Origin of the sequence: Streptomyces abikoensis, assembly GCF_014648775.1 — a bacterium.
GTDB classification, from domain to species: domain Bacteria; phylum Actinomycetota; class Actinomycetes; order Streptomycetales; family Streptomycetaceae; genus Streptomyces; species Streptomyces abikoensis.
This window is the reverse complement of the sequence record NZ_BMRT01000008.1, coordinates 69,346-93,520: the sequence shown is the minus strand read 5'-3', so window position 1 is coordinate 93,520 and position 24,175 is coordinate 69,346. Positions and strand designations below refer to the sequence as shown.

The following is a 24,175-nucleotide window of genomic DNA, read 5'->3' as shown; positions in this document are numbered from 1 at the left end:
GGGCAACCGCACCCGGGCGGGATTCATTCCCGCCCCGCTGCGGGGGCCTCCACTCCAGCCTGCCGGGCCCGGCGCCCGCCCGCCTCCCGGAGGGGACCGTTCTGCCGGGTTCGGCCCCGTTCGGCCCGCCGGACCCGGCGTCTCAACACGACCCCACCCCGGCGGAGGCCCCGCTGTCCCCTGCGTCTAGAGTGGCGTAGTACGCGCAAGCCTTTACCCGGGATTCACGCCCGGACGAGCTTGCTGGCCTTATCTCTCTCAGGGGTGTGCGTGACGGCCGTCGAATCCCGTCCTGCGGGGGTGCTCGTCGAGAGCCCTGGTCACCGGCCGTTCGGGGCCCGGGTCAAGGGTTTCGTGGCACTGACGAAGCCGCGCGTCATCGAGCTGCTGCTGATGACGACGGTGCCGGTGATGTTCCTCGCGGCCGAGGGCGTCCCGGACCTGTGGCTGGTGCTGGCCACCTGCGTCGGCGGTTACCTGTCCGCCGGTGGCGCGGGTGCGTTCAACATGTACTACGACCGTGACATCGACGCGATGATGGACCGTACGTCCCAGCGTCCGCTGGTCACGGGCATGGTGTCCCCCCGCGAGTGCCTGGTGTTCGCCAGCGCGCTGACCGTCGGCTCGACGATCTGGTTCTGGTTCCTGGTCAACCCCCTGTCGGCGATGCTCTCGCTCGGCGCCAACGCGTTCTACGTCGTCGTCTACACGATGATCCTCAAGCGGCGTACCGCGCAGAACATCGTCTGGGGCGGCATCGCGGGCTGCCTGCCGGTCATCATCGGCTGGTCCGCGGTGAAGAACGAGGTCTCCTGGGCCTCCCTGATCCTCTTCCTCGTCATCTTCTTCTGGACGCCGCCGCACTACTGGCCGCTGTCGATGAAGGTGAAGGACGACTACGAGCGCGTCGGCGTGCCGATGCTGCCGGTCATCGCGGGCAACAAGGCCGTGGCCAAGCAGATCGTCCTCTACAGCTGGGTGATGGTCGGCGTGTCGCTGCTGCTCCAGCCGCTGGGGTACACCGGCTGGTTCTACACGGCCGTCGCCGTGCTGTGCGGCGCCTTCTGGCTGAAGGAGGCCCACGCCCTCCAGGCCCGCGCCAAGGCCGGCATCACGGGCGCGAAGCTCAAGGAGATGCGGCTCTTCCACTGGTCGATCACCTACGTGTCGCTGCTGTTCACGGCGGTCGCGATCGACCCGTTCCTCCGGTAGGACCGCGGACCGTCCGATGGGCGGCGCGTGGTGGCCAAAGCCACCCGCGCCGCCCATCGCCGTTTGTGCTACCCGTCGGTAGCATCCTGGCCATGGCAGACGACACCAAGCAGGCAGCGGCCGACGCCCCGCAGGCCGACAACAAGCGGGCGGCCAAGCTGGCCAAGCAGATCACGGCCTTCGCCAAGAGCCACGGCGGTGGCGCGGAGGGCCAGCTCGCGCACATCGCCCGCGGCACCACCCGGATCGCCCTCGTCGGCGCCAACGGCGAATGGGGCAACCTCGTCGCCCGCGACATGGAGACCGCGAAGGAAGCGGCCAGGCTCGCCGGGATCACCCTCCACGACGACTTCGACGGGGAACTGGCCGCCAAGGTCCGCACGGGCCCCTACGAGTGGTCCCGCATGGCCGGCATCCAGATCGGCGGGCCGAGGAACCCCGGCGATAACTGACGGCCCCCTCGTCCGTTAGACCCACCGGGAGCGGCGCCCCGGCGCCGCGCGGTGGGGACCGGCGAGGAGGGGGCGCGATGGACGGCAGGATGGACGGCGGCATACCGCCGCTCGTCGACCAGTACAGCCACGGCGCCGTCCACGCGGACCTCGGGCTCGGGGAGTTCGAGACCCACCTGGCCGAGGCCGCCGGGGCCACCGGGCCCGCACCGCCCGGCACCACCTTCTTCGACAGCCGCGCCGGCCTGGCCGTGCGCCGCTGGTGCCCGCCCCTGCTGGGGCTGGAGCCGCACTGCGCGCCCGTGAGCTATCTGGCCCGCCGCCGCGAACTGGGCGCCTACCGCGCCGGCCGTCTCCTGCTGCGCGGCGCGGGCATCGGGACGTTCCTGCTGGAGGCGGGCGCCACGGCCGCCCTCACCTCGCCGGACGAACTGGCCCACGCCGCCGAGGGCCGCGCCCACGAGGTCGTCCGGCTAGAACCGCTGGCCGCCCGGATCGCCGACACGACCGGAGGTTTGGACGCCTTCCTCGCGTATACGGCCGAAGCGCTCTACGCGGCCTCCGGAAGTGCCACCGCCTTCGCCACCGGCGTCACCTTCTGCGACGACAGCCCCCCGGACGCCACCGAGGTACGCGAGGCCGCCGGACGCTGGCTGCGCACGCGCCGCACGGGCGACACGCCGGACGACCCCGTGCTTGTCCGGCATCTGCTGTGGAGCGCGGTCGCCACGGGACTGCCCGTCCAGCTGCACTGCGCGCGGCCGCAGCGGCTGGCCGGCTTCCTGCGGGCCACCGCGAGCCGGGGCGTGGACCTGGTGCTGCTCCCGGACCCCTGGCACCGGCGGCAGGCGGCCCAGCTGGCCGCCGCCTTCCCGCACGTCTACGCGGACGTCGGGGCCCGGCCGGAGGAGACGCTGCGCGAGGCGCCGTTCGGCAAGCTGCTGTTCTCGACCGGGGCGCGGGCCCTGGCGGAGCTCTATGTGGTGGCCGCCCGGCTGTTCACACGCGCCATGGACAAGCTGATGCGCGACTGGGTGGCCGACGGCTGGTGCCGGGCGGCGGAGGCGGCACGGATCGCCTCCCTCGTCGCGGCCGGCACCGCGCGCAGGGTCTACCGGCTGGACGCGGCGGCCGTCTGAAGCGCCTCGTGCTCACCGGCGGGAGCGGGCAGCACCGGCGCCTCGCCGCGCTCGCGCAGCGACAGGAAGACCCGCAGCACGGCGATCCACATCAGGCAGGAGCCGAGCATGTGGGCGCCGACGACGACCTCGGGCGAGTCGTTGAAGTACTGCACATAGCCGATCACGCCCTGCAGCATGATCACGACGAACAGCTCGACGACCTTGCGGCGCGGCCCCTCGGGGGACTTCACGGCCCGCAGCGCGAACCACAGCGCCACGGTGAGGCCGACGACGACGTAGACGAAGTCGACGTGCAGCTGGGTGACCTCGTGCCAGTCCAGGGGGATGCGGTGGACGTCCTTGGAGGCGTCGCCCGCGTGCCTGCCCGAACCCGTGACCACCGTGCCCGCCACGATCAGCAGCGCGCTCGCGACCACCAGCACCCAGCCGAGCTGCCGCACCGGCCGGGCCACCACGTCGCGCGGCTCGTCGTCGCCCTCACGGGTCCGCAGCCACATGATCGTGGCCACCGTCAGCAGCGAGGTCGCCGCCAGGAAGTGCGCGGCCACGATGTACGGGTTGAGGCCCGTCAGCACGGTGATGCCACCGATGATGCCGTTGCTCGCGACGATCCAGAACTGCGCCCAGCCCAGCTTCGTCAGGCTGCGGCGGCGCGGGGCACGCGCGCGTGCCGCCACGATCGCCACACCGACCACCGCGCACAGCACGTACGTCAGCATGCGGTTGGTGAACTCGATGACGCCGTTGATGCCCATCGCGGGCGTGGGCGTCAGGCTGTCCTCGGTACAGGTCGGCCACGTCGGGCAGCCCAGCCCGGACTGGGTGAGCCGCACCGCGCCGCCCGTCACGACGATGATCACGGACATGACCACGCAGGCGAGCGCGGCCCGCTCGACGAAGCGGGCGGAGGGCTGCCAGCGGTCGGCGACGAGCTGGAGGGGGTTCAGCGTTTTCGGCACGAAGTCATCGTAAGGGGGTGCTTGTGCACGGATTCACGAGGGTCCCGCGTGCCCCGGCCGCGTCCTACTCCCAGCGGAAGAAGCGCGCCGCCGCGCCCAGGCCCAGGACGGCCCACACACCGAGGATCCCGAGGTCGGCCCAGGGCACGCCCGCGCCGTCGCGCAGCACGTCGCGCAGGCCGCCGGAGAGGGCCGAGATCGGCAGCGCCTCCAGTGCCGCGCGGACCGCGCCCGGGAACTTCTCCAGCGGGACGATCACCCCGCCGCCGACCAGCAGCAGCAGGAAGACCAGGTTGGCCGCCGCGAGCGTCGCCTCGGCCTTGAGCGTCCCGGCCATCAGCAGGCCGAGCCCCGAGAACGCGGCCGTCCCCAGGACGAGCAGCAGGACGACGGCGAGCGGGTTGCCGTGCGGCGACCAGCCGAGCGAGAACGCGACGGCCGTCAGCAGCACGATCTGCAGGACCTCGGTGACCAGCACGGCGGCCGTCTTCGCGGTCATCAGCCCCCAGCGCGGCAGGGGGGACGCGCCGAGCCGCTTGAGCACGCCGTAGCGGCGCTCGAAGCCCGTCGCGATGGCCTGCCCGGTGAAGGCCGTGGACATCACGGCCAGAGCGAGCACACCCGGGGCCAGGAAGTCGACGGACTTCCCCTCTCCGCCCGTCTTTGAAGTCGGCACAGTGATGATGTCGACGGCGCTGAAGAGCACCAGCAGGAGCGTGGGGATGACCACGGTCAGCAGCAGCTGCTCGCCGTTGCGCAGCAGCATCCGGGTCTCCAGCGCGGCCTGCGCGCGGATCATCCGCGACAGCGGCGCCGCCCCGGGCCGGGGGGCGAAGGTGCCGGTGGCGGTCATGCGCGCAGCTCCCTACCAGTCAGTTCGAGGAAGACGTCCTCAAGTGTGTGCCGCTCGACCGTTATGCGGTCCGGCATGACCCCGTGCTGGGCGCACCAGGTCGTCACCGTCGCGAGGAGCTGCGGGTCGACCGTGCCGTTGACGCGGTAGGAGCCGGGGGCCGGCTCGGCGGCGGCGGAGTCGGCGGGCAGCGCCTTGAGGAGCGAGGCGAGGTCCAGGCCGGGCCGGCCGCTGAAGCGCAGGGTGTTCTCGGCGCCGCCCTTGCAGAGCTGCTCCGGGCTGCCCTGGGCGATGACCTTGCCGCCGTCGATGATGGCGACGTCGTCGGCGAGCTGTTCCGCCTCGTCCATGTAGTGGGTGGTCAGGACGACCGTGACGCCGTCGGCGCGCAGCTCGCGCACCAGGTCCCAGGTGGCGCGGCGGGCCTGCGGGTCCAGGCCGGCCGTCGGCTCGTCGAGGAAGACCAGCTCGGGGCGGCCGACGACGGCCATGGCGAGCGAGAGGCGCTGCTGCTGGCCGCCGGAGAGCCTGCGGTACGTCGTTCGGCCGCAGTCGCCCAGCCCGAGGCGCTCGATCAGCATGCCCACGTCCAGCGGATGGGCGTGGAGGGACGCGGTGTGGCGCAGCATCTCCTCGGCGCGGGCGCCCGCGTAGACGCCGCCGCTCTGGAGCATCACGCCGACGCGGGGGCGCAGGTCCGCGGCGTCGGCGAGGGGGTCCAGGCCGAGGACGCGGACGGTGCCGGCGTCGGGCCGCCGGTAGCCCTCGCAGGTCTCGATGGTGGTGGTCTTGCCGGCGCCGTTGGGGCCGAGGACGGCGGTCACGCCGCCGCGCGCGACGGTCAGGTCGAGACCGTTCACCGCGGTCTTCGTCCCGTACCGCTTGACCAGGCCGTGGACCTCGACCGCGGGCTCTTCATGCATGCGGGGAAGTGTACGGAGGGCGGGGCGGAACGGACCCCGGCGGGGGTCGCGGTTAGGTGACCCTAAGTGATCAAAGCCACCGTTCCGTGACCCGGTGGAGCTTGTCGCCCTTCGGGCAATTACGCAACAATGGTGTTGTGAAATACGCGGGCGAGGCTTCGCAGGGCCCCGTGGCCGAGGTGGCCGCCGGGTCGCGCCCGGTGCTGCCCGCGCCGTCGCGGGGGGCGCCGGCTCCCGAGCAGCGCGCTCATGACGAGCAGCACGGCACCCGCAATCGCGTCGCCCGGTCCATCCTCGATCACGGGCCCTCCACCGCCGCCGAGCTGGCCGTGCGGCTGGAGCTGACCTCCGCCGCCGTCCGCCGCCACCTCGACACCCTCGTCGCCGACGGTGTCGTCGAGGCCCGTGAGAAGCGCGTCTACGGGGCGCGCACCCGCGGCCGGCCCGCCAAGGTCTTCGCCCTCACCGACTGCGGCCGGGACGCCTTCGACCAGGCCTACGACAAGCTCGCCCAGGACGCCCTGCGCTGGATCGCCCAGTCCGCCGGAGGCGGCGAGATGGGCGAGGCCGCCGTCGCCGCGTTCGCCCGGGCCCGGATGGCCGCCCAGGCCGAGGGGTATCGCGAGGCCCTGGAGGCCGCCGCCCCCGAGGACCGCGCGGAGGTGCTCGCCCGGGCATTGACCGCGGACGGGTACGCTGCTACGGCGCGTAGCGCACCGGTCGGCGAACAGCTTTGCCAGCACCACTGCCCGGTCGCCCATGTCGCCGAGCAGTTCCCGCAGCTGTGCGAGGCGGAGACCGAGGTCTTCTCCCGCCTGCTCGGGACACATGTGCAGCGTCTTGCCACCATCGCCCACGGCGACGGGGTGTGCACGACGTTCATCCCCAAAAAGACCACCACCGCATCCACCAGCACGGCCGGGAGGAACCCCGCATGACTCTCCCCACGGAGACTGCCCACCCTGAGCTCGAGGGCCTGGGCACGTACGAATACGGCTGGGCCGACTCCGACGAGGCCGGTGCCGCGGCCAAGCGCGGCCTCTCCGAGGAGGTCGTCCGCGACATCTCGGCCAAGAAGTCCGAGCCCGAGTGGATGCTCAAGCTCCGCCTGAAGGGCCTGCGGCTCTTCGACAAGAAGCCCATGCCGACCTGGGGCTCCGACCTCTCCGGCATCGACTTCGACAACATCAAGTACTTCGTGCGCTCCACCGAGAAGGCCGCGGCCTCCTGGGAGGACCTGCCGGAGGACATCAAGAACACCTACGACAAGCTGGGCATCCCCGAGGCCGAGAAGCAGCGCCTGGTCGCCGGTGTCGCCGCCCAGTACGAGTCCGAGGTCGTCTACCACCAGATCCGCGAGGACCTGGAGGAGCAGGGCGTCATCTTCCTGGACACCGACACCGCCCTGAAGGAGCACCCCGAGCTCTTCCAGGAGTACTTCGGCACGGTGATCCCGGTCGGCGACAACAAGTTCGCCTCGCTGAACACCGCCGTGTGGTCCGGCGGCTCCTTCATCTACGTCCCGAAGGGTGTCCACGTCGACATCCCGCTGCAGGCCTACTTCCGTATCAACACGGAGAACATGGGCCAGTTCGAGCGGACGCTGATCATCGTCGACGAGGACGCCTACGTCCACTACGTCGAGGGCTGCACCGCCCCGATCTACTCCTCCGACTCGCTGCACAGCGCCGTGGTGGAGATCATCGTCAAGAAGGGCGGCCGCTGCCGCTACACGACGATCCAGAACTGGTCGAACAACGTCTACAACCTGGTCACCAAGCGCGCCGTGGCCTACGAGGGCGCGACCATGGAGTGGGTCGACGGCAACATCGGCTCCAAGGTGACGATGAAGTACCCGGCCGTCTACCTGATGGGCGAGCACGCCAAGGGCGAGACCCTGTCCATCGCCTTCTCCGGCGAGGGCCAGCACCAGGACGCCGGCGCCAAGATGGTCCACATGGCGCCGAACACCTCCTCCAACATCGTCTCCAAGTCGGTGGCGCGAGGTGGCGGCCGCACCTCCTACCGCGGTCTGATCGAGATCGGCGAGGGCGCCCACGGCTCCAAGTCGAACGTGCTCTGCGACGCCCTGCTGGTGGACACCATCTCCCGGTCGGACACCTACCCCTACGTCGACGTCCGCGAGGACGACGTCTCCATGGGCCACGAGGCGACCGTCTCCAAGGTCAGCGACGACCAGCTCTTCTACCTGATGAGCCGCGGCCTGTCCGAGGACGAGGCCATGGCCATGATCGTGCGCGGCTTCGTCGAGCCGATCGCCCGCGAGCTGCCCATGGAGTACGCGCTGGAGCTCAACCGGCTGATCGAGCTGCAGATGGAAGGCGCGGTCGGCTAGCCCCGCCACCGCCCCCCGCAGCGAACCCTTTGTGACAGGAAGAGAGCACGACGACAGCCATGGCTGACAACACTCCCGCCGGCAGCACGACCGACGGCGCCATCCAGGTGGGCGGCCCCCGGCAGCCCATCGACGCCCGGGTGAGCGCGCCCGCCTCCTTCGACGTCGCGGACTTCCCCGTGCCCCACGGCCGCGAGGAGGAGTGGCGCTTCACCCCGCTGGCCCGCCTGCGCGGTCTGCACGACGGCACGGCGGTGGCGGACGGCGCCGGCGTCAAGGTCGAGGTCGAGGCCCCCGAGGGCGTGACCGTGGAGACCGTCGGCCGGGACGACGCCCGGCTGGGCCGCTCCGGCAAGCCGGTCGACCGGGTCGCCGCCCAGGCGTACAGCTCCTTCGAGAAGGCCTCGGTCGTCTCGATCCCCAAGGACACCGTGCTCTCCGAGCCCGTGCGGATCTCCGTGCGCGGCGAGGGCGGGGTGGCCTTCGGCCACCAGGTCGTCGAGATCGGCGCCTTCGCCGAGGCCGTCGTCGTCATCGACCACACCGGTGACGCCACCCTCGCCGCCAACGTCGAGTACCTCGTCGGCGACGGCGCCAAGCTCACCGTCGTCTCCGTCCAGGACTGGGACGACACCGCCGTCCACGCCGCCCAGCACACCGCGCTGGTCGGCCGCGACGCCTCCTTCAAGTCCGTGATCGTCACCTTCGGCGGCGACCTGGTCCGCCTCCACCCCCGGGTCGTCTACGGCGCCCCCGGCGGCGAGGCCGAGCTCTACGGCCTGTACTTCACGGACAACGGCCAGCACCAGGAGCACCGCCTCTTCGTCGACCACGACACCCCGCACTGCCGCAGCAACGTCGTCTACAAGGGCGCGCTGCAGGGCAAGGACGCCCACGCGGTCTGGATCGGCGACGTCCTCATCCGCGCGGCGGCCGAGGGCACCGACACCTACGAGCTCAACCGCAACCTCGTCCTCACCGACGGCGCCCGCGTCGACTCCGTCCCCAACCTGGAGATCGAGACCGGTGAGATCGTCGGCGCCGGCCACGCCTCGGCGACCGGCCGCTTCGACGACGAGCAGCTCTTCTACCTGATGGCCCGCGGCATCCCGGAGCAGGAGGCCCGCCGCCTGGTCGTGCGCGGCTTCTTCGCCGAGCTCGTCCAGCAGATCGGCATCCCCGAGCTGGAGGAGCGCCTCATCGCCAAGATCGAGGCAGAGCTGGAGGCGGCGGTCGCATGAGCGAGTTCGTGAAGGTGGCCTCCCTCGGCGAGCTCGAGGAGGACACGCCCAAGCGCGTCGAGGTCGACGGCACCCCGGTGTCGATCGTCCGCACCGAGGGCGAGGTGTTCGCGATCAACGACATCTGCTCGCACGCGAACGTCTCCCTCTCCGAGGGCGAGGTGGAGAACTGCCACATCGAGTGCTGGCTCCACGGCTCCAGCTTCGACCTGCGCACCGGCAAGCCCGACTGCCTCCCCGCGACGCAGCCCGTCCCCGTTTACCCCGTCAAGATCGAAGGGGACGACGTGCTCGTCTCCGTCACCCAGGAGTCCTGAGTTCCCCATGGCAACGCTTGAGATCCACGACCTCCACGTCTCCGTCGAAGCCGAGAACGGCCCCCGGGAGATCCTCAAGGGCGTCGACCTGACCGTGAAGCAGGGCGAGACCCACGCCATCATGGGCCCCAACGGCTCCGGCAAGTCCACCCTGGCCTACTCGCTGGCCGGCCACCCCAAGTACACGATCACCGGCGGCACCGTCACCCTCGACGGCGAGGACGTCCTGGAGATGTCCGTCGACGAGCGCGCCCGCGCCGGCGTCTTCCTCGCCATGCAGTACCCGGTCGAGGTCCCCGGCGTCTCGGTCTCCAACTTCCTGCGCACCTCCGCCACCGCCGTGCGCGGCGAGGCCCCCAAGCTGCGCACCTGGGTGAAGGAGGTCAAGGAGGCCATGGCGCGTCTCCAGATGGACCCCGCCTTCGCCGAGCGCAACGTCAACGAGGGCTTCTCCGGCGGTGAGAAGAAGCGCCACGAGATCCTCCAGCTGGAGCTCCTCAAGCCGAAGATCGCGATCCTCGACGAGACCGACTCCGGCCTGGACGTCGACGCCCTGCGCATCGTCTCCGAGGGCGTCAACCGCGTCCGCGAGACCGGTGAGGTCGGCACCCTGCTGATCACCCACTACACGCGCATCCTGCGCTACATCAAGCCCGACTTCGTCCACGTCTTCGCCAACGGCCGCGTCGTCGAGTCCGGCGGCGCCGAGCTCGCCGACAAGCTGGAGAACGAGGGCTACGAGGCGTACGTGAAGGGTGGCGTAACGGCGTGACGATACTGCTGCCGGGCCTCCTCGACACCGACGCGATCCGCAAGGACTTCCCGATCCTGGACCGCGTGGTCCACGACGGGAAGAAGCTGGTCTACCTGGACAACGCGGCCACCTCCCAGAAGCCGCGTCAGGTCCTGGACGTGCTCAACGCCCACTACGAGCGGCACAACGCCAATGTCCACCGCGGCGTGCACGTGCTCGCCGAGGAGGCCACGGCGCTGTACGAAGGCGCCCGCGACAAGATCGCCGCTTTCGTCAACGCCCCGAGCCGCGATGAGGTGATCTTCACCAAGAACGCCTCCGAGTCGCTCAACCTCGTGGCGAACATGCTCGCCTGGGCCGACGAGCCCTACCGGGTCGACCACGACACCGAGATCGTCATCACGGAGATGGAGCACCACTCCAACATCGTGCCGTGGCAGCTGCTCTCGCAGCGCTCGGGCGCGAAGCTGAAGTGGTTCGGCCTCACCGACGACGGCCGCCTCGACCTGTCGAACATCGACCAGGTCATCACGGAGAAGACCAAGGTCGTCTCCTTCGTCCTGGTCTCCAACATCCTGGGCACCGTCAACCCGGTCGAGGCGATCGTCCGCCGCGCCCAGGAGGTCGGCGCGCTCGTCGTCATCGACGCCTCCCAGGCCGCCCCCCACATGCCCCTGGACGTCCAGGCGCTCCAGGCCGACTTCGTGGCCTTCACCGGCCACAAGATGTGCGGCCCGGACGGCATCGGCGTCCTGTGGGGCCGCCAGGAGCTGCTGGAGGACCTCCCGCCGTTCCTCGGCGGCGGCGAGATGATCGAGACCGTCTCGATGCACTCCTCCACCTACGCCCCCGCGCCCCACAAGTTCGAGGCCGGTACGCCCCCGATCGCCCAGGCCGTCGGCCTCGGCGCCGCGGTGGACTACCTCACCTCGATCGGCATGGAGAACATCGCCCGCCACGAGCACGTGATCACGGAATACGCGATCCGCCGGCTCCAGGAGGTCCCCGACCTCCGCATCATCGGCCCCACCACGGCCGAGGACCGCGGCGCGGCCGTCTCCTTCACGCTCGGCGACATCCACCCGCACGACGTGGGCCAGGTCCTCGACGAGCAGGGCATCGCGGTCCGGGTCGGCCACCACTGCGCCCGTCCCGTCTGCCTGCGCTACGGAATTCCGGCGACCACGCGAGCGTCGTTCTACCTGTACTCCACCCCCGGCGAGGTCGACGCGCTGGTCGAGGGCCTGGAGCACGTACGGAACTTCTTCGGGTGACAAGGGCTGACTGTGAAGCTTGATTCGATGTACCAGGACGTGATCCTGGACCACTACAAGAATCCCCACGGGCGCGGCCTGCGGGACGGCGACGCCGAGGTCCACCACGTCAACCCCACCTGCGGCGACGAGATCACGCTGCGCGTGCGGCTGTCCGGTGAGACGATCGAGGACGTCTCCTACGAGGGCCAGGGCTGCTCCATCAGCCAGGCGAGCGCCTCGGTGCTCAACGAGCTGCTGGTCGGCAAGGACCTCGACGAGGCCCGCCGGATCCAGGAGACCTTCCTGGAGCTGATGCAGTCCAAGGGCCGGCTCGAGCCGGACGACGCCATGGAGGAGGTGCTGGAGGACGCGGTCGCGTTCGCCGGCGTCTCCAAGTACCCCGCACGCGTCAAGTGCGCTCTGCTGAGCTGGATGGCGTGGAAGGACGCGACCGCCCAGGCGCTGGGCGAAGGACCCGAGAACACGGCGAGGAAGACCGCATGAGCGACAACGCAGACGCGACGACCGAGGAAGCGGCCGGCGAGGTGACCACCAAGCCGGCCACCGAGGAGGAGGTCCGCGAGGCCCTCTACGACGTGGTCGACCCGGAGCTGGGCATCGACGTCGTCAACCTCGGTCTGATCTACGGCATCCACATCGACGACGCCAACATCGCCACCCTCGACATGACGCTGACGTCCGCGGCCTGCCCGCTGACCGACGTCATCGAGGACCAGGCGAAGTCCGCGACCGACGGCATCGTCAACGAGCTCCGGATCAACTGGGTCTGGATGCCGCCGTGGGGCCCCGACAAGATCACCGACGAGGGCCGCGAGCAGCTCCGCGCGCTGGGCTTCAACGTCTGAGCGACACGCCTTCGACAGCAGCGGCCCGCCTCCTGAAGCGTCAGGAGGCGGGCCGCTGCTGTGTGGCGCAGTGGATCCCGCCTCCGCCCTCGGCGAGCGCGGAGATGTCCACGGTGCGCACCTCGAGGCCCGGGTGGAGGGAGCCGATGATCGAGGCCGCCTCCTCGTCGGCGCCGCGGTCGCCGAAGCGCGGGACGACCACGGCGCCGTTCGCCACGTAGTAGTTGACGTAGGAGCCCAGGAAGTCCGGGCCGCGCCTGCCCAGGGCGGCGGGCTCGGGCTCCGGGAGCTCGATGATCTCCAGGGTGCGGCCGTGGGCGTCGGTGGCCGACTCCAGGGCCGCGCGGGCCTCTTCGTACACCCGGGTCCAGACCGCGGGAGTGTCCACGGGCGGGCGGCTGAGGAGCACGGTGGCGGGCCCGGCGAAGCGGGCGAGGGCGTCGACGTGGCAGTCGGTGATGTCCTCGCCGCGCACACCCGGAAGCCAGATCACCTTCCGGACGCCGAGCAGCCCGGTGAGGGTCCGCTCAATGTCGTCGCGGGAGCGGCCCGGGTTGCGGTTGTCGTTGACCAGCGAGCTCTCCGTGACGAGCAGGGTGCCGTCGCCGTCGGTCTCCAGGGAGCCGCCCTCGGCCACCAGGGGAGCCTCGATCCGGGGGACGCCGGCCCACTCCAGCAGCCGGCGGGCCACCAGGCCGTCCCGGGAGTGTTCCTGTTTGCCGCCCCAGCCGTTGAAGCCGAAGTCGATCCCGGAGAGCGTGCCGTCCTCGCCGGTGACGAACACAGGCCCGGAGTCGCGCAGCCAGAGGTCGTCCACGGGCAGTTCCACGACCTCCGCCGCGCCGCCGCACGCCCGCCGGGCGCCCGCCGCGTCCTTGGGCGAGGCGAGCAGCACGACCGGCTCGTGGTCGGCGATCGTCCGGGCGATGGCGACGACGTCCTCCCGCACGGCGGCCGTCCACTCGCCCCGGACCGGGCCGGCCGGAGGCCAGCCCATGAAGGTCGCGGCGTGCGGCCGTGTCTCGGAGGGCAGGTGATTCGTCGCCGGATGCCCGTGATCGTCCATCCCGCGATTGTCCGTCAGAGGCCGCCCGTGTACAGCAGCCGGTTGGGCGTGCCCGGCTTGATGTCCGTCACCACGTCCTTCGTCGACTGCGCGACGAGCCAGTTGACGACCGTCGCCGAGCTCGCGGCGGGGTTCTGCGCCTTGTACAGGGCCGCGACGCCCGTGACGAACGGGGTGGCCTGCGAGGTGCCGCTCTTGGTGGTGGTGCCGCCGCCCACCCGCAGCGAGAGGATCTCGTCGCCCGGGGCGAGGATCCGCGCGCACGGCCCGTAGCTGGTGAAGTCCGTCATCTGGTCCATGCGGTTCGTCGCGCCCACGGCCAGGGCCTGGAGGGCGGCGGCCGGGGAGTGGTTGCAGGCGCTGTCGTTGGAGTTGCCGGCCGCGACCAGCGGCGGCGTCCCCTTGGCCGCCACGCTGTTGGCGGCGTTGTCCATGGCCTGCGACACCGGGCCGACGAGCGAGGCGTTGAGCACCGAGGCGGGCGGCGCGCTCGTGGACACGTACTCGAAGCCGGACACGATGGCCGAGGTCGTGCCCCGCCCGGCGCAGTCCAGCACCCGCACGCTGACCAGCGACGCCCGGCGTGCCACCCCGTACGTCGCGCTGCCCACCACCCCCGCCACGTGGGTGCCGTGGCCGCTGCCGGTGGCGCAGTCCCGGGCGTCGCCGCCCGCCGTCACCTCGTCGACGCCCTTGCGGGCCCGGCCGCCGAAGTCGGGGTGGGAGTAGTCGATGCCGGTGTCCATGATGTAGGCCGTGACGCCCTCGCCGGTGCCGTTGACGGTGAACCGGCCGTCCAGGGGCAGGGTGCGCTGGTCCACGCGGTCCAGGCCCCAGGAGTCCGTCGCCGCCCGGGGGCGTATGGACGGGGGACCCTCGGCCGCCTGGGCGTAGACCGCGTCCTCCTCCACGGCCTCGACCTCCGGGGAGCTGCGCACGGCCTCCAGTTGCTGCGGGGTGAGCCGGGCGGCGAAGCCGGTCAGGGTGTGGGTGTAGATGCGGTCCGGGACGACGCCCAGCACGCTCGTCAGCGTGCGCGGGCTGGCGCCCTTGCGCAGGGTGACGATGTAGTGCCCGGGCACCGGCTCGCCGGCCGTCCTGCGCAGCGGCGCCAGGTGCGCCGGGTGCGCCCGGTGCGCCGAGCGCCCGGGGCCGGGGCGGTGGTCGGCCGCCGCGACCGGGGCGGCGGCGGTGAGCGGGAGGGCCAGGACCAGGGCCGTGGTCAGGCAGCGCCGGAGCTGTCTCATGCGGCATCCGTTCACGACGGGACAGTGGACAGTTGGAGTGGGCGGGACCGCCCACTCCACTGGATATGCCGGTTCATCCGGGCGGGCGACGCGAGCGCGGCCGACCGGCTGGCAGGGCTGCGCCATCCGCGTGACCGGTGTGTGGCGGGGCCGGTAAGGGGTGCGGGTGGGGCGGCCGGTTCGCCTTGGGCGGGCCCGTCCGGTTAGGTTTCCGGACATGACCGATGCTGTTGTTTCCCGTACCACCGGCGCCGTCGCCGCCGGCCTCGCCACCATCGCCGCGGACGGTACCGTCCTCGACACCTGGTTCCCGGCCCCCGAGCTGACCGACGCCCCCGGCCCGGCCGGCACCGAGCGGCTGACCGCCGAGCGGGCCGCGGAGCTGCTCGGCGAGGTCGTCCTCAAGGCGGTGGGCCCGGACCCGCGCCGCGGGGTCGAGGTCGTCGCCGTCCGCACGGTCATCGCCTCGCTCGACGACAAGCCGGCCGACGCGCACGACGCCTACCTGCGGCTGCACTTGCTCTCCCACCGTCTGGTCAAGCCGCACGGCCAGAACCTCGACGGCGTCTTCGGCCTGCTCGCGAACGTCGCCTGGACCTCGCTGGGCCCGGTCCCCCTCGACCGGGTCGAGGCCGCGCGCCTTGCCGCCCGCGCCGAGGGCCTCCACCTCCAGGTGACGAGCGTCGACAAGTTCCCGCGCATGACCGACTACGTCGTCCCCTCCGGCGTCCGCATCGCCGACGCCGACCGGGTCCGCCTGGGCGCCCACCTGGGCTCCGGCACCACCGTCATGCACGAGGGCTTCGTCAACTTCAACGCCGGCACGCTCGGCACGTCCATGGTCGAGGGCCGGATCAGCGCGGGCGTCGTCGTCGGCGACGGCACCGACATCGGCGGCGGCGCCTCCACCATGGGCACCCTGTCCGGCGGCGGCAAGCAGATCATCTCCATCGGCGAGCGCTGCCTGCTGGGCGCCGAGTCGGGCATCGGCATCGCGCTGGGCGACGAGTGCGTCGTCGAGGCGGGCCTCTACGTCACCGCCGGCACCCGGGTCACGATGCCGGACGGCGAGATCGTCAAGGCCCTGACCCTGTCGGGCGCCGACAACATCCTCTTCCGCCGCAACTCCACCACGGGCGCCGTCGAGGCCCGCCCGTACAAGAGCACGTGGGGCGGGCTCAACGAGATCCTGCACAGCAACGACTGACGTGAGCGGGGGCGGGGTTCACCACCCCGCCCCTCTCCGGGCGCCCGGACTACCGCGCGCCCACGCTCTCGTAGGCCGTCAGCAGCGCCTCGGTGCGCTCCTTCGTCGCGTCGCGCAGCGGCGCCCGCACCGGCCCGCCCGGCAGGCCCAGCGCCCGCAGCAGGGCCTTCGCCGTGACCGTGCCGGGCAGGCCCGCGCCCATCATCCGTTCCGCCAGGGGCAGGACGCGCTGGTGGAGCCGGGTCGCCTCGGCGTTCTCGCCCCGGTCGAACGCGTCCAGCACGGCGGCCAGCGCCGGGCCCGCGACATTGGCCACGGTGCTGACATAGCCCGTTCCTCCCACCGCCCGCAGCGGAAGGTTGAGCTCCTCGCAGCCGGAGTAGTAGGCGAGGCCCGTCGCCGCGATCACCTTCGAGCTGCCGAGCAGGTCGTACGCGCAGTCCTTGACCCCGGCGACGCGCGGGTGCTCGGCCAGTCGCAGCATGGTGTCGGGCTCGATGCGGGTGCCCGTGCGGCCCGGGATGTCGTAGAGCATCACCGGGACGCCCACCGCGTCGGCCACCGTGCGGAAGTGCTCCGCGATGTCCTCCTGCGGCGGCCTGCTGTAGTACGGGGTGACCACCAGGACGCCGTGGGCGCCGGCCCGTTCGGCGGCCCGGGCCAGTTCGACGGTGTGCCGGGTGTCGGCCGACCCCACCCCGGCCGTGATCCGGGCGCGGTCGCCCACGGCCTCGGCGACGGCCGTGACGAGAGCGGTCTTCTCCGCGTCGGTGGTGGTCGGCGACTCGCCGGTGGTGCCGCTGAGGACGAGGCCGTCGCAGCCGCCCTCCGTGACGAGGTGGTCGGCGAGCCGCTGCGCGCCGTCGAGGTCGAGTGCGCCGTCGGCGGTGAACGGGGTCACCATCGCACAGACCGTACGGCCGAAGGGCTCGGTGGTGGTTGACATGACGTAAACGCTCCGGGTTTCAGGTGCCTCCCCGGATTCTGGGCCCTTCGACCGTACAGGTCTATTTAAATATTCTGAGCAAATCGCTCAAGCGATGCTACGGCTTCCAGCGCAGCACCTGCGGGTCGTGGTCGCTCGCCTGGTCGGCGAACTCGGCGTTGATGTGGACGATGTCGTAGTCCACGCGGCTCACATGGCGGCTGGTGAGGATGTGGTCCAGCACCTGGGAGTTGCCCTGGAAGACATAGCCGTACCGTTCCTTCGCGGGCAGCTTGGTGACCTGGTCGGTCAGGGCGCCGCCGGCGGTGAGGGCCTTGAGGGCGGGGGAGAACTGGTAGTCGTTGAGGTCGCCCGCGACGATCACGTTGGCGTTGCGGTCGGCGGCGAGGAGCTGCTTGACGAAGCCGTTGACGAGCTTCGCCTGGGCCAGCCGCTGGGTCTCGGACGTCCGGGCCGGGGGCTGGAAGCGGCTGTCGAGGCCCTGGTCGCCGCCCTTGGAGTTGAAGTGGTTGGCGACGACGAAGACGTCCTTGCCCCGGAAGGAGAACTGGCCGGCCAGCGGCTTGCGGCTGTTGGTCCAGGCGGCGTCCTCCGGCGCGATCCGGCCGGGGGAGGCGGAGAGGCCGGCCTTGCCGCCCTCCCGGACCACCCGCACGGCCGTGGTGGAGTCACCGCCGGGGACGTCCTTGAACGACACCCGGGCGGGGTTGAAGAGGAAGGCGGTGCGGATGTTGCCGCCCGGCTGGCCGCCGTCCTTGCCGTCGACGGGGTCGATCTGCCGCCACACGTACTTGGGGCCGCCCGCGGCGGCGATGGCGTCGGTGAGCTTCGTCAGCGTCTGCGTGGCGTCCACGACGCCGCCGTTGGTCGTGCCGTCGTTGTCCTGCACCTCCTCCAGGGCGACGATGTCGGGCGAGGCGAGGTTGGTCACCAGGGCCCCGGCGAGGCGGTCGAACTTCGCCTGCGGGGTCTTGGGGGAGAGGTTCTCCACGTTGTAGGTGGCGACGGCCAGCTCGTCGTTCCGCTGCTTGCGCGTGGTCTCGCGCTGGAGCTTGTGGTCGACGAGGGCGCCCAGTTCGGTGGCCTGGATGGTGTAGCCGCCGTGGTTGTCGTAGTCGAGCGGGCCCGCCGTGGTCCCGGAGAGCTCGTCACCGACGTTCGCGACCGGGAAGGGGTGCTGGGCGTAGGGGAGCAGGGAGGCGATCTTCACCCGGCCGGCGTTGGGGTCGGCGTAGGAGCCGTAGAGGGTGCCGCCGCGCGCGGTGCGGTCGTGCCGGGGCGCCGCGGTGACCCACAGGTCCTTGTACTCGCTGGTGGCGCCGACGACGGGGGCGTCGACGACCTCGACCCGCATGCCCTCCAGGGACTCCAGGCGGTCCAGCGCGTAGCGGCGGGGCTTCAGCGGCAGCTTCTCGATGGAGCCGCCGTGGGCGTCGGGCGCGTAGCGCGCGGGGATGGCGGCCGCGTTCAGCCGGACGGCGGCGGGCAGGGCGTTGCCGGAGGACTTCACGGTCACGGTGGGCTTGGTCAGCTGGGTGACCGACTGGCCGCCCGCCGCCTCGCCGCCGGGGTAGTACTCGGTGACGGTGCCCGAGACGAGCACGGAGTCGCCGACGGCGACGGCCGGGGCGGTCGCCCCGGTGAAGACGAAGACCGCCTCGCTGGTGGCCTCGTCGCGGTCCGGGTTCGGGTCCTGGACCCAGAAGCCGCGGGCGGAGCCGAAGTTCTTCACAGCCGTGACGACACCCGGCACGTCCGTGACCTGCTTGCCGGCGAACGGCGAGATACGCGTGGTGCCCTGGATGTCATGGATGCGGACACCGGCGTCGGCGGCGCTCGCGGACTGGGCCGGGGCGATCAGCCCGGCCGCGAGCGCGCCGGCTATGAGGGAGCCGACGGTCGCGGCACGGCGGCGGTGGGACAGCACAAAGTCCTCCGGTGGGAGCGATGAGGGGGCGACCTGCTTGCCGATCGGATGAGATCACATACCGTCATCCGAGCGACGAGTGATCTACGCGCGTCAATGTCCGCTGATTTCCAGCCAGTTGTCAAGGGTTCGCGGGCAACCCGTGGACGAACCGCCGGTAACGGTCCCCGCGACGCGCGAGCCGGCGCGGAAAACCCGTCTAAGGTGGGGCACTGCGCGCCCGGGACCGCGGCGCGGCCGTCACGACGAGGAGATGCCCCCCTGATGTCAGGAGACCGCCCGACCATGCCGCCGGTGCGGCTCCCCTCCGACGCGGAGCTCGCACGCGACGCGCTGTCCGCGCCGCTGTTCGCCCGCGCCGCGAAGCTCGCCCGCTGGGCCGGCGAGGGCACCCCGGTCGGCGCGGGCGGCGAGCTCCTCGCCGGGCAGCTGAAGACGGCGACCGGGCTGCTCGGCCTGGAGGACGACGAGGACGGCCCCGCCTACGCGGCCGAGGCCTGGCAGCTGGCCCTCGACACGGGCCTGGTCGAATTCACCGAGTCCCCCGACGAGTCCGCCGACGCCTCCCCGGACGAGCCCCAGGGCACGGCCGTCGCCGGCGAGGAGCTGGCCACGCTCACCTCCGGCAGCCCCCAGGACATCCTCGACCTGTGGCTCGGCGGCCTGGAGACCGTCCTGGCCGACGCCGCCGCGCCCGACCTGGGCGACCTCGTCGAGCAGCTCTCCGAGGGCGGCGACGGCGACCTCGACCTCGACGCGATCGACTGGAACCCCGAGGAGGAGGCCGACTTCCTCGACGGCGTCCTCGGCAACCTCTACCTGCTGACCGCGCTCGACGAGGGCTCGCCCGACCGCCCCGTCCCGCTGCCCGCGCTCGCCGCCTCCATGATCGTCCCGGATGACATGGACGAGCCCACGGACGACGTCCTCGAAGAGGTCTCCGACGCGATGATGCGCCTGGACGACCAGTTCCGGATCCTCGCGCCGACCGGCCTGGTGCGCTACCAGCCGGTGGACGAGTCCCTGATCGAGGTCGTCGACGGCGAGGGCCACATCCGCGAGTCCGTCGACGGCGTGACCTCCGACCTGCCCGAGGAGGAGGACGTCAGCCGCTACGGCATGGTGGCCCTCACCCCCCTCGGCCTCTTCGCCGTACGGTCCCGCATGCTCGACGCCGGCATCGACGCCCCGGCCGTCGGCGACCTCGCCGACTCCCCCGCCGAGGACCTCCTCGCGGCGCTCCCCGGTCACCCCGGCTTCGCCGTGCGCGCCGAGGCCGAGCTGTGGCTCGCCCGCCGCACGCCCCTCGACGCGGCCCGCGAGCTGCTCGCCGCCGCGCGCGGCGCGGACGACGAGGCGCCGGCGCGCCGCCTCGTCTGCCAGCAGACGCTCTCCCTCGTCGGCGCCGAGGCCGAGCCCGCCCTCCGCGAGGTCCTCGACGACCTCCAGCTCGGCGGCCTCGCCCGCGTCTGGCTCGCCGAGCACGGCGCGACGGACGTCCCGCCGCCCGGCGAGGACATGATCTTCTGGCTCACCGTCGACACGATCGCCGCCCGGCTCGACACGGAGGCCGACGACCCGGAGGAGCTCCGCGAGCTCGTCGAGAGCCTGGTGAGCGGGCACAGCGGCTTCTTCGACGCGGTCTGGCGGGTGGAGCACCCGGCGACGGCGGACGTCCTGGAGGCGATGGGCCGCCTTCACCCGGACAAGGCGACGGCGAAGGCCGCCCGCAAGGCGGCCTTCAAGGCCCGCTCGCGCGGCTGACGGGCGCCTCCCGCGCGGGGTGGGGTGGGGTGGGTGCGGGGAATCCCGGGCAGCCCCCAGCGTTGACCTGTACGTGACGTACAAGCTCTCCGTACTCGACCGTTCCCGCACCCGCCAGGGCGACGAGCCAAGCGCGGCGCTGCGCGACACCGTGGCGTTCGCCCAGCAGGTCGAGGACCTCGGCTACCACCGCTTCTGGGTGTCGGAACACCACAGCGTCCCCGGCGTCGCCGGCTCCGCCCCCACCGTCCTCGCGGCCGCCGTCGCCGCCGCGACCTCCCGCATCCGCGTCGGCACCGGCGGCGTGATGCTGCCCAACCACCGCCCCCTCGTGGTCGCCGAGCAGTTCGGCGTCCTCGCCTCCCTCTTCCCCGGCCGGATCGACATGGGCCTCGGCCGCTCGGTCGGCTTCACGGACGGCATCCGGCGGGCCCTGGGCGTGGAGAAGGACGCGATGGGCGACTTCGAGGACCGGCTGGCGGAACTGGCGGGCTGGTTCACGGGGGAGCCCGCCCCCTACCCCGGGGTGCACGCCCTGCCCGCCGAGGGCCTCCGGCCCCCGCTGTTCGTCCTCGCCAACGAAGCGGGAGCCGACGTGGCCGCCCGCGCCGGCGCGGCACTGGTCATCGGCGGCCTCAAGGGCGAAGGGGCGATGGCGGCCGCCATCGAGCGCTACCGCGCGGGCTTCGTCCCCTCCGCGTGGCGGGAGAAGCCCTATGTGATGGTCGCGGGGAACGTGGCCGTCGCGGAAACGAGGGACGCGGCCCACCGGCTGCTCGTCCCCGAGGCGTGGGCACTGGCCCACTCACGGACGCACGGCGTGTTCCCGCCCCTCCGCCCAGCCGAGGAGATCGAGGGGAAACTGATCCCCTCGATGTCACAGCGGGAGCGCGGCTTCTACGAAGCCGCGCTGCGCGGCCACATCCACGGCACCGAGGGCGACGTGACGGCCGCCCTCGACGCCCTCGTGGCCCGCACCGGGGCCGACGAGGTGCTGGTCACGACCAGCACGTACGACAGGGCCGCGCTCCTGGACTCCTACCGGCGGCTGGCCGCGGCGACAGGGGCCACGGCGGCGGCCGCGGCGACAGGGGCTACAGCGCCTGCGCCGCCGGCTTCACCAGATCCCGCACCGTCTTGGCCTTGACGAAGTCGCCCAGGGCCGTCATCTCCCACTCGCCCGAGTACTGGCGGATGAACTTGCACATCAGGACGCCCGTCTGGGCCTCGGCGCCGGTCAGGTCGAAGCGGACCAGTTCCTCGCCGGTCTGGGCGTCCATCAGGCGGCAGTACGCCTTGGCGACCTCGGTGAACTTCTGGCCGTTGAAGGAGCTGACGGTGAAGACGAGGCCCGTCACCTCGGGCGGCAGGCCGCCCATGTGCACGGTGATGGTCTCGTCGTCGCCGGAGCCCTCACCGGTGAGGTTGTCGCCGGAGTGCTGGATGACGCCGTTGAGGATCTGGAGCCGGCCGAAGTAGCAGGCGTCGATCATGTTGCGGTCGGGGCCGTAGGCGATGACCGAGGCGTCGAGGTCGATGGCCCGGCCGTTCCAGGCGGGCTCCCAGCCGAGGCCCATCTTGACCGAACGGGTCAGTGGCTGACCGCCCTTGACCAGGGAGACCGTCTCGTTCTTCCGGAGGCTCACCCGGCCCTTGTCCAGGTTGATCTTCCCGGGGACGGCGGGTGGGGCGGCCGGAACCGGCGGCACGACGGGGGCCGCCGCGACGGGGGCGACCGGAGCCGGGGCGGCGGCCACCGGGGCGGCCGCCGGCGCCGCCGGCTCGTCCACGCTCACGCCGAAGTCCGTGGCGATGCCCGCCAGACCGTTGGCATACCCCTGACCCACAGCGCGGAGCTTCCACGCGCCGTTGCGCCGGTAGATCTCCACGACCACCAGTGCCGTCTCCGTGTCCAGCCGGGGCGGGGTGAACGTGGCGATCACCGCGCTGTCGTCCGCGCCGCGCACGGTCGCCGTCGGCTCGGTGCCCGCGAAGGTGGCGCCCTGGGCGTCCGGGCTCGCGGTGACCACGATCTTGTCGATGCCGGCGGGGACGGCCGCCGTGTCGACGATGATCGCGTCGGGCGTGGCGCCGGAGGCGGCACGGTGCGTCACACCGGGGGCGCTGGGCTGGTTGTAGAAGACGAAGTCGTCGTCGGAGCGCACCTTGCCGTCGGCGGTGAGCAGCAGGCCCGAAACGTCGAGCCGCACGGGGGCGGTGACGTCCACCGTCACACGGGTGACGGAGAGCGGGATGTTCGAGCCGGGTGTCATAGCGGTCATGTACGAGGTAACGAGCCATGACCCTTTGCGGTTCCATGACCCGGGGGTCGAATCGGGCCGGGAATATTCGAACGCGGTCGGAGGCTGTGCAACCCGTCAATCGACTTTGATCATGGGGGAGCACATGTCGGACAACGGCAACGCGCACATCGCACAGGGGACTGTCGCCGAGGGCTTCGAGCCCGTGCGCGAGGCGTTCGAGGCCACGCTGACGCAGGAGCGCGCCGGGCACTCGGCGCAGCTGGCGGCGTATGTGGACGGCAGGCGGGTCGTGGACCTGTGGGGCGGTCCGGAGATCACGGGGGAGTCGCTCACCGGCGTCTTCTCGTCCAGCAAGGGTGCGGCGCACCTCGTCGTGGCCCTGCTGGTCCAGGACGGCACGCTGGACCTGGACGAGGAAGTGCGCCACTACTGGCCCGAGTTCGGCTCGGCGGGCAAGGAGCACGTCACCCTGCGCGACCTGCTGGCCCACCGTGCGGGTGTCGTGGGCGTCGAGGGCGGGTTCCCTCTCAAGGAGCTGGCCGACGACCGGCTCATCGCCGAGCGGCTGGCGGACCGGCGCCCGTTCTGGCGTCCGGGCACGGCCTTCGGCTACCACGCGCTGGTGATCGGCGCCCTGACCGGTGAGGTCGTCCGCCGGGCCACGGGGCGGACGCTCCAGGAGGTGTACGAGGACCGGATCCGCGCCCCGTACGGCCTGGACTTCTACCTGGGCCTGCCCGAGGAGCAGGAGCACCGCTGGCTCTCCACGCAGCCGATGGATCCCACCCCCGAGCAGAAGCGGGAGTTGGCGCAGGGCGCCGTCGGGCCCGACAGCCTCCAGGGCATAGCCTTCAACGCCGGTGACCCGCAGTTCGCGAACGGCATCCAGTCCCTGCCCAACTTCCGTGAGGTGCGGGCCGGGGGGCAGGCCTCCGCCGGTGGTGTGGCCTCCGCGCGGGGGCTGGCCGGGATGTACGCGGCGGCGATCAGCGAGGTGGACGGGAAGGCGCCGCTGCTGACGGCGGAGACGGCGGCCCGTTTCGCGGAGATCCACTCCTTCGGGCCCGACGTGGCCCTGGGCGGCATGACCCACGCGTTCGGTCTGGGCTTCGCCGCGACGAGCGTGGACTATCCCTTCCTGGGGGCGCGTTCCTTCGGGCACGGCGGTGCGGCGGGCTCGCAGGCCTTCGCGGACCCGAGCGTCGGCCTGGCCTTCGGCTACAACCGCCGTCGCTTCGCGTACCCGGGGGGTGCGGCGCCGGAGGCGGGGGTGCTGGCGAAGGTCGTTCGCGACTGCGTCGTCCGCGGCTGACGAAGCCCCCCACCCACCCGCCCCCTACCCGGGCAATCCGTGCCGGGCAATCGGGCGGGCGGGTGGGGTGGAACCCGCGCCGAAGGCGCGGGCACCCCACGGCGGGGCAGC

23 protein-coding genes are annotated in these 24,175 nt (G+C 72.0%); 15 read left to right on the top strand and 8 right to left on the bottom strand.

What is annotated here, in order from left to right; all coding sequences use genetic code 11:
- Positions 1 to 270: 270 nt before the first annotated feature.
- From IE096_RS23770 to IE096_RS23760, 3 genes are all read left to right on the top strand, one after another.
- On the top strand, positions 271 to 1,212 hold the full coding sequence (locus tag IE096_RS23770) for a heme o synthase (RefSeq protein WP_189454992.1): 942 nt from the start codon (positions 271 to 273) through the stop codon (positions 1,210 to 1,212).
- 92 nt (positions 1,213 to 1,304) lie between these two features.
- Positions 1,305 to 1,664, top strand: coding sequence for a hypothetical protein (locus IE096_RS23765; protein ID WP_189454990.1), 360 nt, complete (start codon positions 1,305 to 1,307; stop codon positions 1,662 to 1,664).
- A gap of 77 nt (positions 1,665 to 1,741) precedes the next feature.
- Entirely contained in the window at positions 1,742 to 2,803 is a 1,062-nt protein-coding gene (locus tag IE096_RS23760; protein WP_229820553.1) for an amidohydrolase, read from the top strand.
- On the opposite strand, the gene IE096_RS23755 is transcribed toward IE096_RS23760, so the two are convergent.
- The 3 genes from IE096_RS23755 to IE096_RS23745 form a co-directional block, all read right to left on the bottom strand.
- On the bottom strand, positions 2,776 to 3,765 hold the full coding sequence (locus IE096_RS23755) for a COX15/CtaA family protein (protein ID WP_189454988.1): 990 nt from the start codon (positions 3,763 to 3,765) through the stop codon (positions 2,776 to 2,778). The two genes, IE096_RS23760 and IE096_RS23755, sit on opposite strands and share 28 nt — an antisense overlap.
- 64 nt (positions 3,766 to 3,829) lie before the next feature.
- Positions 3,830 to 4,618: an ABC transporter permease gene (locus IE096_RS23750; protein WP_189454986.1), complete on the bottom strand. Its 789-nt coding sequence runs from the start codon at positions 4,616 to 4,618 to the stop codon at positions 3,830 to 3,832.
- On the bottom strand, positions 4,615 to 5,541 hold the full coding sequence (locus IE096_RS23745; RefSeq protein ID WP_189454984.1) for an ABC transporter ATP-binding protein: 927 nt from the start codon (positions 5,539 to 5,541) through the stop codon (positions 4,615 to 4,617). Before IE096_RS23745 ends, IE096_RS23750 begins: the two co-directional genes overlap by 4 nt.
- A gap of 137 nt (positions 5,542 to 5,678) precedes the next feature.
- Here IE096_RS23745 and IE096_RS23740 point away from each other — a divergent pair, with 137 nt between their 5' ends.
- The 8 genes from IE096_RS23740 to IE096_RS23705 are packed head-to-tail and all read left to right on the top strand — an operon-like array spanning position 5,679 to position 12,331.
- A complete protein-coding gene (locus IE096_RS23740; RefSeq protein ID WP_189454982.1) occupies positions 5,679 to 6,479 on the top strand; it encodes a helix-turn-helix transcriptional regulator in 801 nt (266 codons plus the stop codon).
- Positions 6,476 to 7,897, top strand: a complete 1,422-nt coding sequence (sufB, locus tag IE096_RS23735; RefSeq protein WP_189454980.1) for a Fe-S cluster assembly protein SufB — start codon at positions 6,476 to 6,478, stop codon at positions 7,895 to 7,897. Before IE096_RS23740 ends, sufB begins: the two co-directional genes overlap by 4 nt.
- A 59-nt stretch (positions 7,898 to 7,956) precedes the next feature.
- Positions 7,957 to 9,138 (top strand): Fe-S cluster assembly protein SufD, encoded by a 1,182-nt coding sequence (sufD, locus tag IE096_RS23730; protein ID WP_189454978.1) that lies wholly within the window; start codon positions 7,957 to 7,959, stop codon positions 9,136 to 9,138.
- On the top strand, positions 9,135 to 9,455 hold the full coding sequence (locus tag IE096_RS23725) for a non-heme iron oxygenase ferredoxin subunit (RefSeq protein WP_189454976.1): 321 nt from the start codon (positions 9,135 to 9,137) through the stop codon (positions 9,453 to 9,455). Before sufD ends, IE096_RS23725 begins: the two co-directional genes overlap by 4 nt.
- Before the next feature lie 7 nt (positions 9,456 to 9,462).
- Positions 9,463 to 10,227: a Fe-S cluster assembly ATPase SufC gene (sufC, locus tag IE096_RS23720; protein ID WP_126913609.1), complete on the top strand. Its 765-nt coding sequence runs from the start codon at positions 9,463 to 9,465 to the stop codon at positions 10,225 to 10,227.
- 2 nt (positions 10,228 to 10,229) lie between these two features.
- The gene (locus IE096_RS23715) at positions 10,230 to 11,483 is read left to right on the top strand and encodes a cysteine desulfurase (RefSeq protein WP_189455345.1); all 1,254 of its coding nucleotides are present in this window, start codon (positions 10,230 to 10,232) and stop codon (positions 11,481 to 11,483) included.
- A 12-nt stretch (positions 11,484 to 11,495) separates the two neighbouring features.
- Entirely contained in the window at positions 11,496 to 11,969 is a 474-nt protein-coding gene (sufU, locus tag IE096_RS23710) for a Fe-S cluster assembly sulfur transfer protein SufU (protein WP_189454974.1), read from the top strand.
- Positions 11,966 to 12,331, top strand: a complete 366-nt coding sequence (locus IE096_RS23705; protein ID WP_189454972.1) for a metal-sulfur cluster assembly factor — start codon at positions 11,966 to 11,968, stop codon at positions 12,329 to 12,331. The genes sufU and IE096_RS23705 overlap by 4 nt, the downstream gene beginning before the upstream one ends.
- Before the next feature lie 40 nt (positions 12,332 to 12,371).
- Here the strand turns inward: IE096_RS23705 and IE096_RS23700 are convergent, their stop codons facing one another.
- Positions 12,372 to 13,397 carry an agmatine deiminase family protein gene (locus IE096_RS23700; RefSeq protein ID WP_189454970.1) on the bottom strand — a complete coding sequence of 342 codons (1,026 nt, stop codon included), beginning with the start codon at positions 13,395 to 13,397 and terminating at the stop codon, positions 12,372 to 12,374.
- Between the two features lie 14 nt (positions 13,398 to 13,411).
- The gene (locus tag IE096_RS23695; protein ID WP_189454968.1) at positions 13,412 to 14,644 is read right to left on the bottom strand and encodes a S8 family peptidase; all 1,233 of its coding nucleotides are present in this window, start codon (positions 14,642 to 14,644) and stop codon (positions 13,412 to 13,414) included.
- A 217-nt stretch (positions 14,645 to 14,861) separates the two neighbouring features.
- On the opposite strand from IE096_RS23695, the gene dapD reads away from it, so the two are divergent.
- Entirely contained in the window at positions 14,862 to 15,851 is a 990-nt protein-coding gene (dapD, locus tag IE096_RS23690) for a 2,3,4,5-tetrahydropyridine-2,6-dicarboxylate N-succinyltransferase (RefSeq protein ID WP_189454965.1), read from the top strand.
- Positions 15,852 to 15,900: 49 nt separating this feature from the next.
- Here dapD and dapA read toward each other — a convergent pair whose 3' ends face one another.
- Entirely contained in the window at positions 15,901 to 16,797 is an 897-nt protein-coding gene (dapA, locus tag IE096_RS23685) for a 4-hydroxy-tetrahydrodipicolinate synthase (RefSeq protein ID WP_189454963.1), read from the bottom strand.
- A 97-nt stretch (positions 16,798 to 16,894) separates the two neighbouring features.
- A complete protein-coding gene (locus tag IE096_RS23680) occupies positions 16,895 to 18,724 on the bottom strand; it encodes a DUF8508 domain-containing protein (protein ID WP_189454961.1) in 1,830 nt (609 codons plus the stop codon).
- 264 nt (positions 18,725 to 18,988) lie between these two features.
- Here IE096_RS23680 and IE096_RS23675 point away from each other — a divergent pair, with 264 nt between their 5' ends.
- Together IE096_RS23675 and IE096_RS23670 are read left to right on the top strand one after the other, a co-directional pair.
- Positions 18,989 to 20,488 (top strand): hypothetical protein, encoded by a 1,500-nt coding sequence (locus IE096_RS23675; RefSeq protein WP_189454958.1) that lies wholly within the window; start codon positions 18,989 to 18,991, stop codon positions 20,486 to 20,488.
- 67 nt (positions 20,489 to 20,555) lie between these two features.
- Positions 20,556 to 21,635 carry an MsnO8 family LLM class oxidoreductase gene (locus IE096_RS23670; RefSeq protein ID WP_189455343.1) on the top strand — a complete coding sequence of 360 codons (1,080 nt, stop codon included), beginning with the start codon at positions 20,556 to 20,558 and terminating at the stop codon, positions 21,633 to 21,635.
- On the opposite strand, the gene IE096_RS23665 is transcribed toward IE096_RS23670, so the two are convergent.
- Positions 21,583 to 22,770: a TerD family protein gene (locus tag IE096_RS23665; protein ID WP_189454955.1), complete on the bottom strand. Its 1,188-nt coding sequence runs from the start codon at positions 22,768 to 22,770 to the stop codon at positions 21,583 to 21,585. The two genes, IE096_RS23670 and IE096_RS23665, sit on opposite strands and share 53 nt — an antisense overlap.
- 112 nt (positions 22,771 to 22,882) lie before the next feature.
- Between IE096_RS23665 and IE096_RS23660 the strand changes: the two genes are divergently transcribed.
- The gene (locus IE096_RS23660) at positions 22,883 to 24,064 is read left to right on the top strand and encodes a serine hydrolase domain-containing protein (protein WP_229820551.1); all 1,182 of its coding nucleotides are present in this window, start codon (positions 22,883 to 22,885) and stop codon (positions 24,062 to 24,064) included.
- Positions 24,065 to 24,175: the final 111 nt, after the last annotated feature.

Bases quoted from the DNA above. Each gene is read 5' to 3' on its own strand.
- IE096_RS23765 (WP_189454990.1), top strand. From the start codon at position 1,305: ATGGCAGACGACACCAAGCAGGCAGCGGCCGACGCCCCGCAGGCCGAC.
- IE096_RS23760 (WP_229820553.1), top strand. From the start codon at position 1,742: ATGGACGGCAGGATGGACGGCGGCATACCGCCGCTCGTCGACCAGTAC.
- IE096_RS23750 (WP_189454986.1), bottom strand. From the start codon at position 4,618: ATGACCGCCACCGGCACCTTCGCCCCCCGGCCCGGGGCGGCGCCGCTG.
- IE096_RS23745 (WP_189454984.1), bottom strand. From the start codon at position 5,541: ATGCATGAAGAGCCCGCGGTCGAGGTCCACGGCCTGGTCAAGCGGTAC.
- sufB (WP_189454980.1), top strand. From the start codon at position 6,476: ATGACTCTCCCCACGGAGACTGCCCACCCTGAGCTCGAGGGCCTGGGC.
- sufD (WP_189454978.1), top strand. From the start codon at position 7,957: ATGGCTGACAACACTCCCGCCGGCAGCACGACCGACGGCGCCATCCAG.
- IE096_RS23725 (WP_189454976.1), top strand. From the start codon at position 9,135: ATGAGCGAGTTCGTGAAGGTGGCCTCCCTCGGCGAGCTCGAGGAGGAC.
- sufC (WP_126913609.1), top strand. From the start codon at position 9,463: ATGGCAACGCTTGAGATCCACGACCTCCACGTCTCCGTCGAAGCCGAG.
- IE096_RS23705 (WP_189454972.1), top strand. From the start codon at position 11,966: ATGAGCGACAACGCAGACGCGACGACCGAGGAAGCGGCCGGCGAGGTG.
- IE096_RS23700 (WP_189454970.1), bottom strand. From the start codon at position 13,397: ATGGACGATCACGGGCATCCGGCGACGAATCACCTGCCCTCCGAGACA.
- IE096_RS23695 (WP_189454968.1), bottom strand. From the start codon at position 14,644: ATGAGACAGCTCCGGCGCTGCCTGACCACGGCCCTGGTCCTGGCCCTC.
- dapD (WP_189454965.1), top strand. From the start codon at position 14,862: ATGACCGATGCTGTTGTTTCCCGTACCACCGGCGCCGTCGCCGCCGGC.
- dapA (WP_189454963.1), bottom strand. From the start codon at position 16,797: ATGTCAACCACCACCGAGCCCTTCGGCCGTACGGTCTGTGCGATGGTG.
- IE096_RS23675 (WP_189454958.1), top strand. From the start codon at position 18,989: ATGTCAGGAGACCGCCCGACCATGCCGCCGGTGCGGCTCCCCTCCGAC.
- IE096_RS23665 (WP_189454955.1), bottom strand. From the start codon at position 22,770: ATGACCGCTATGACACCCGGCTCGAACATCCCGCTCTCCGTCACCCGT.
- IE096_RS23660 (WP_229820551.1), top strand. From the start codon at position 22,883: ATGGGGGAGCACATGTCGGACAACGGCAACGCGCACATCGCACAGGGG.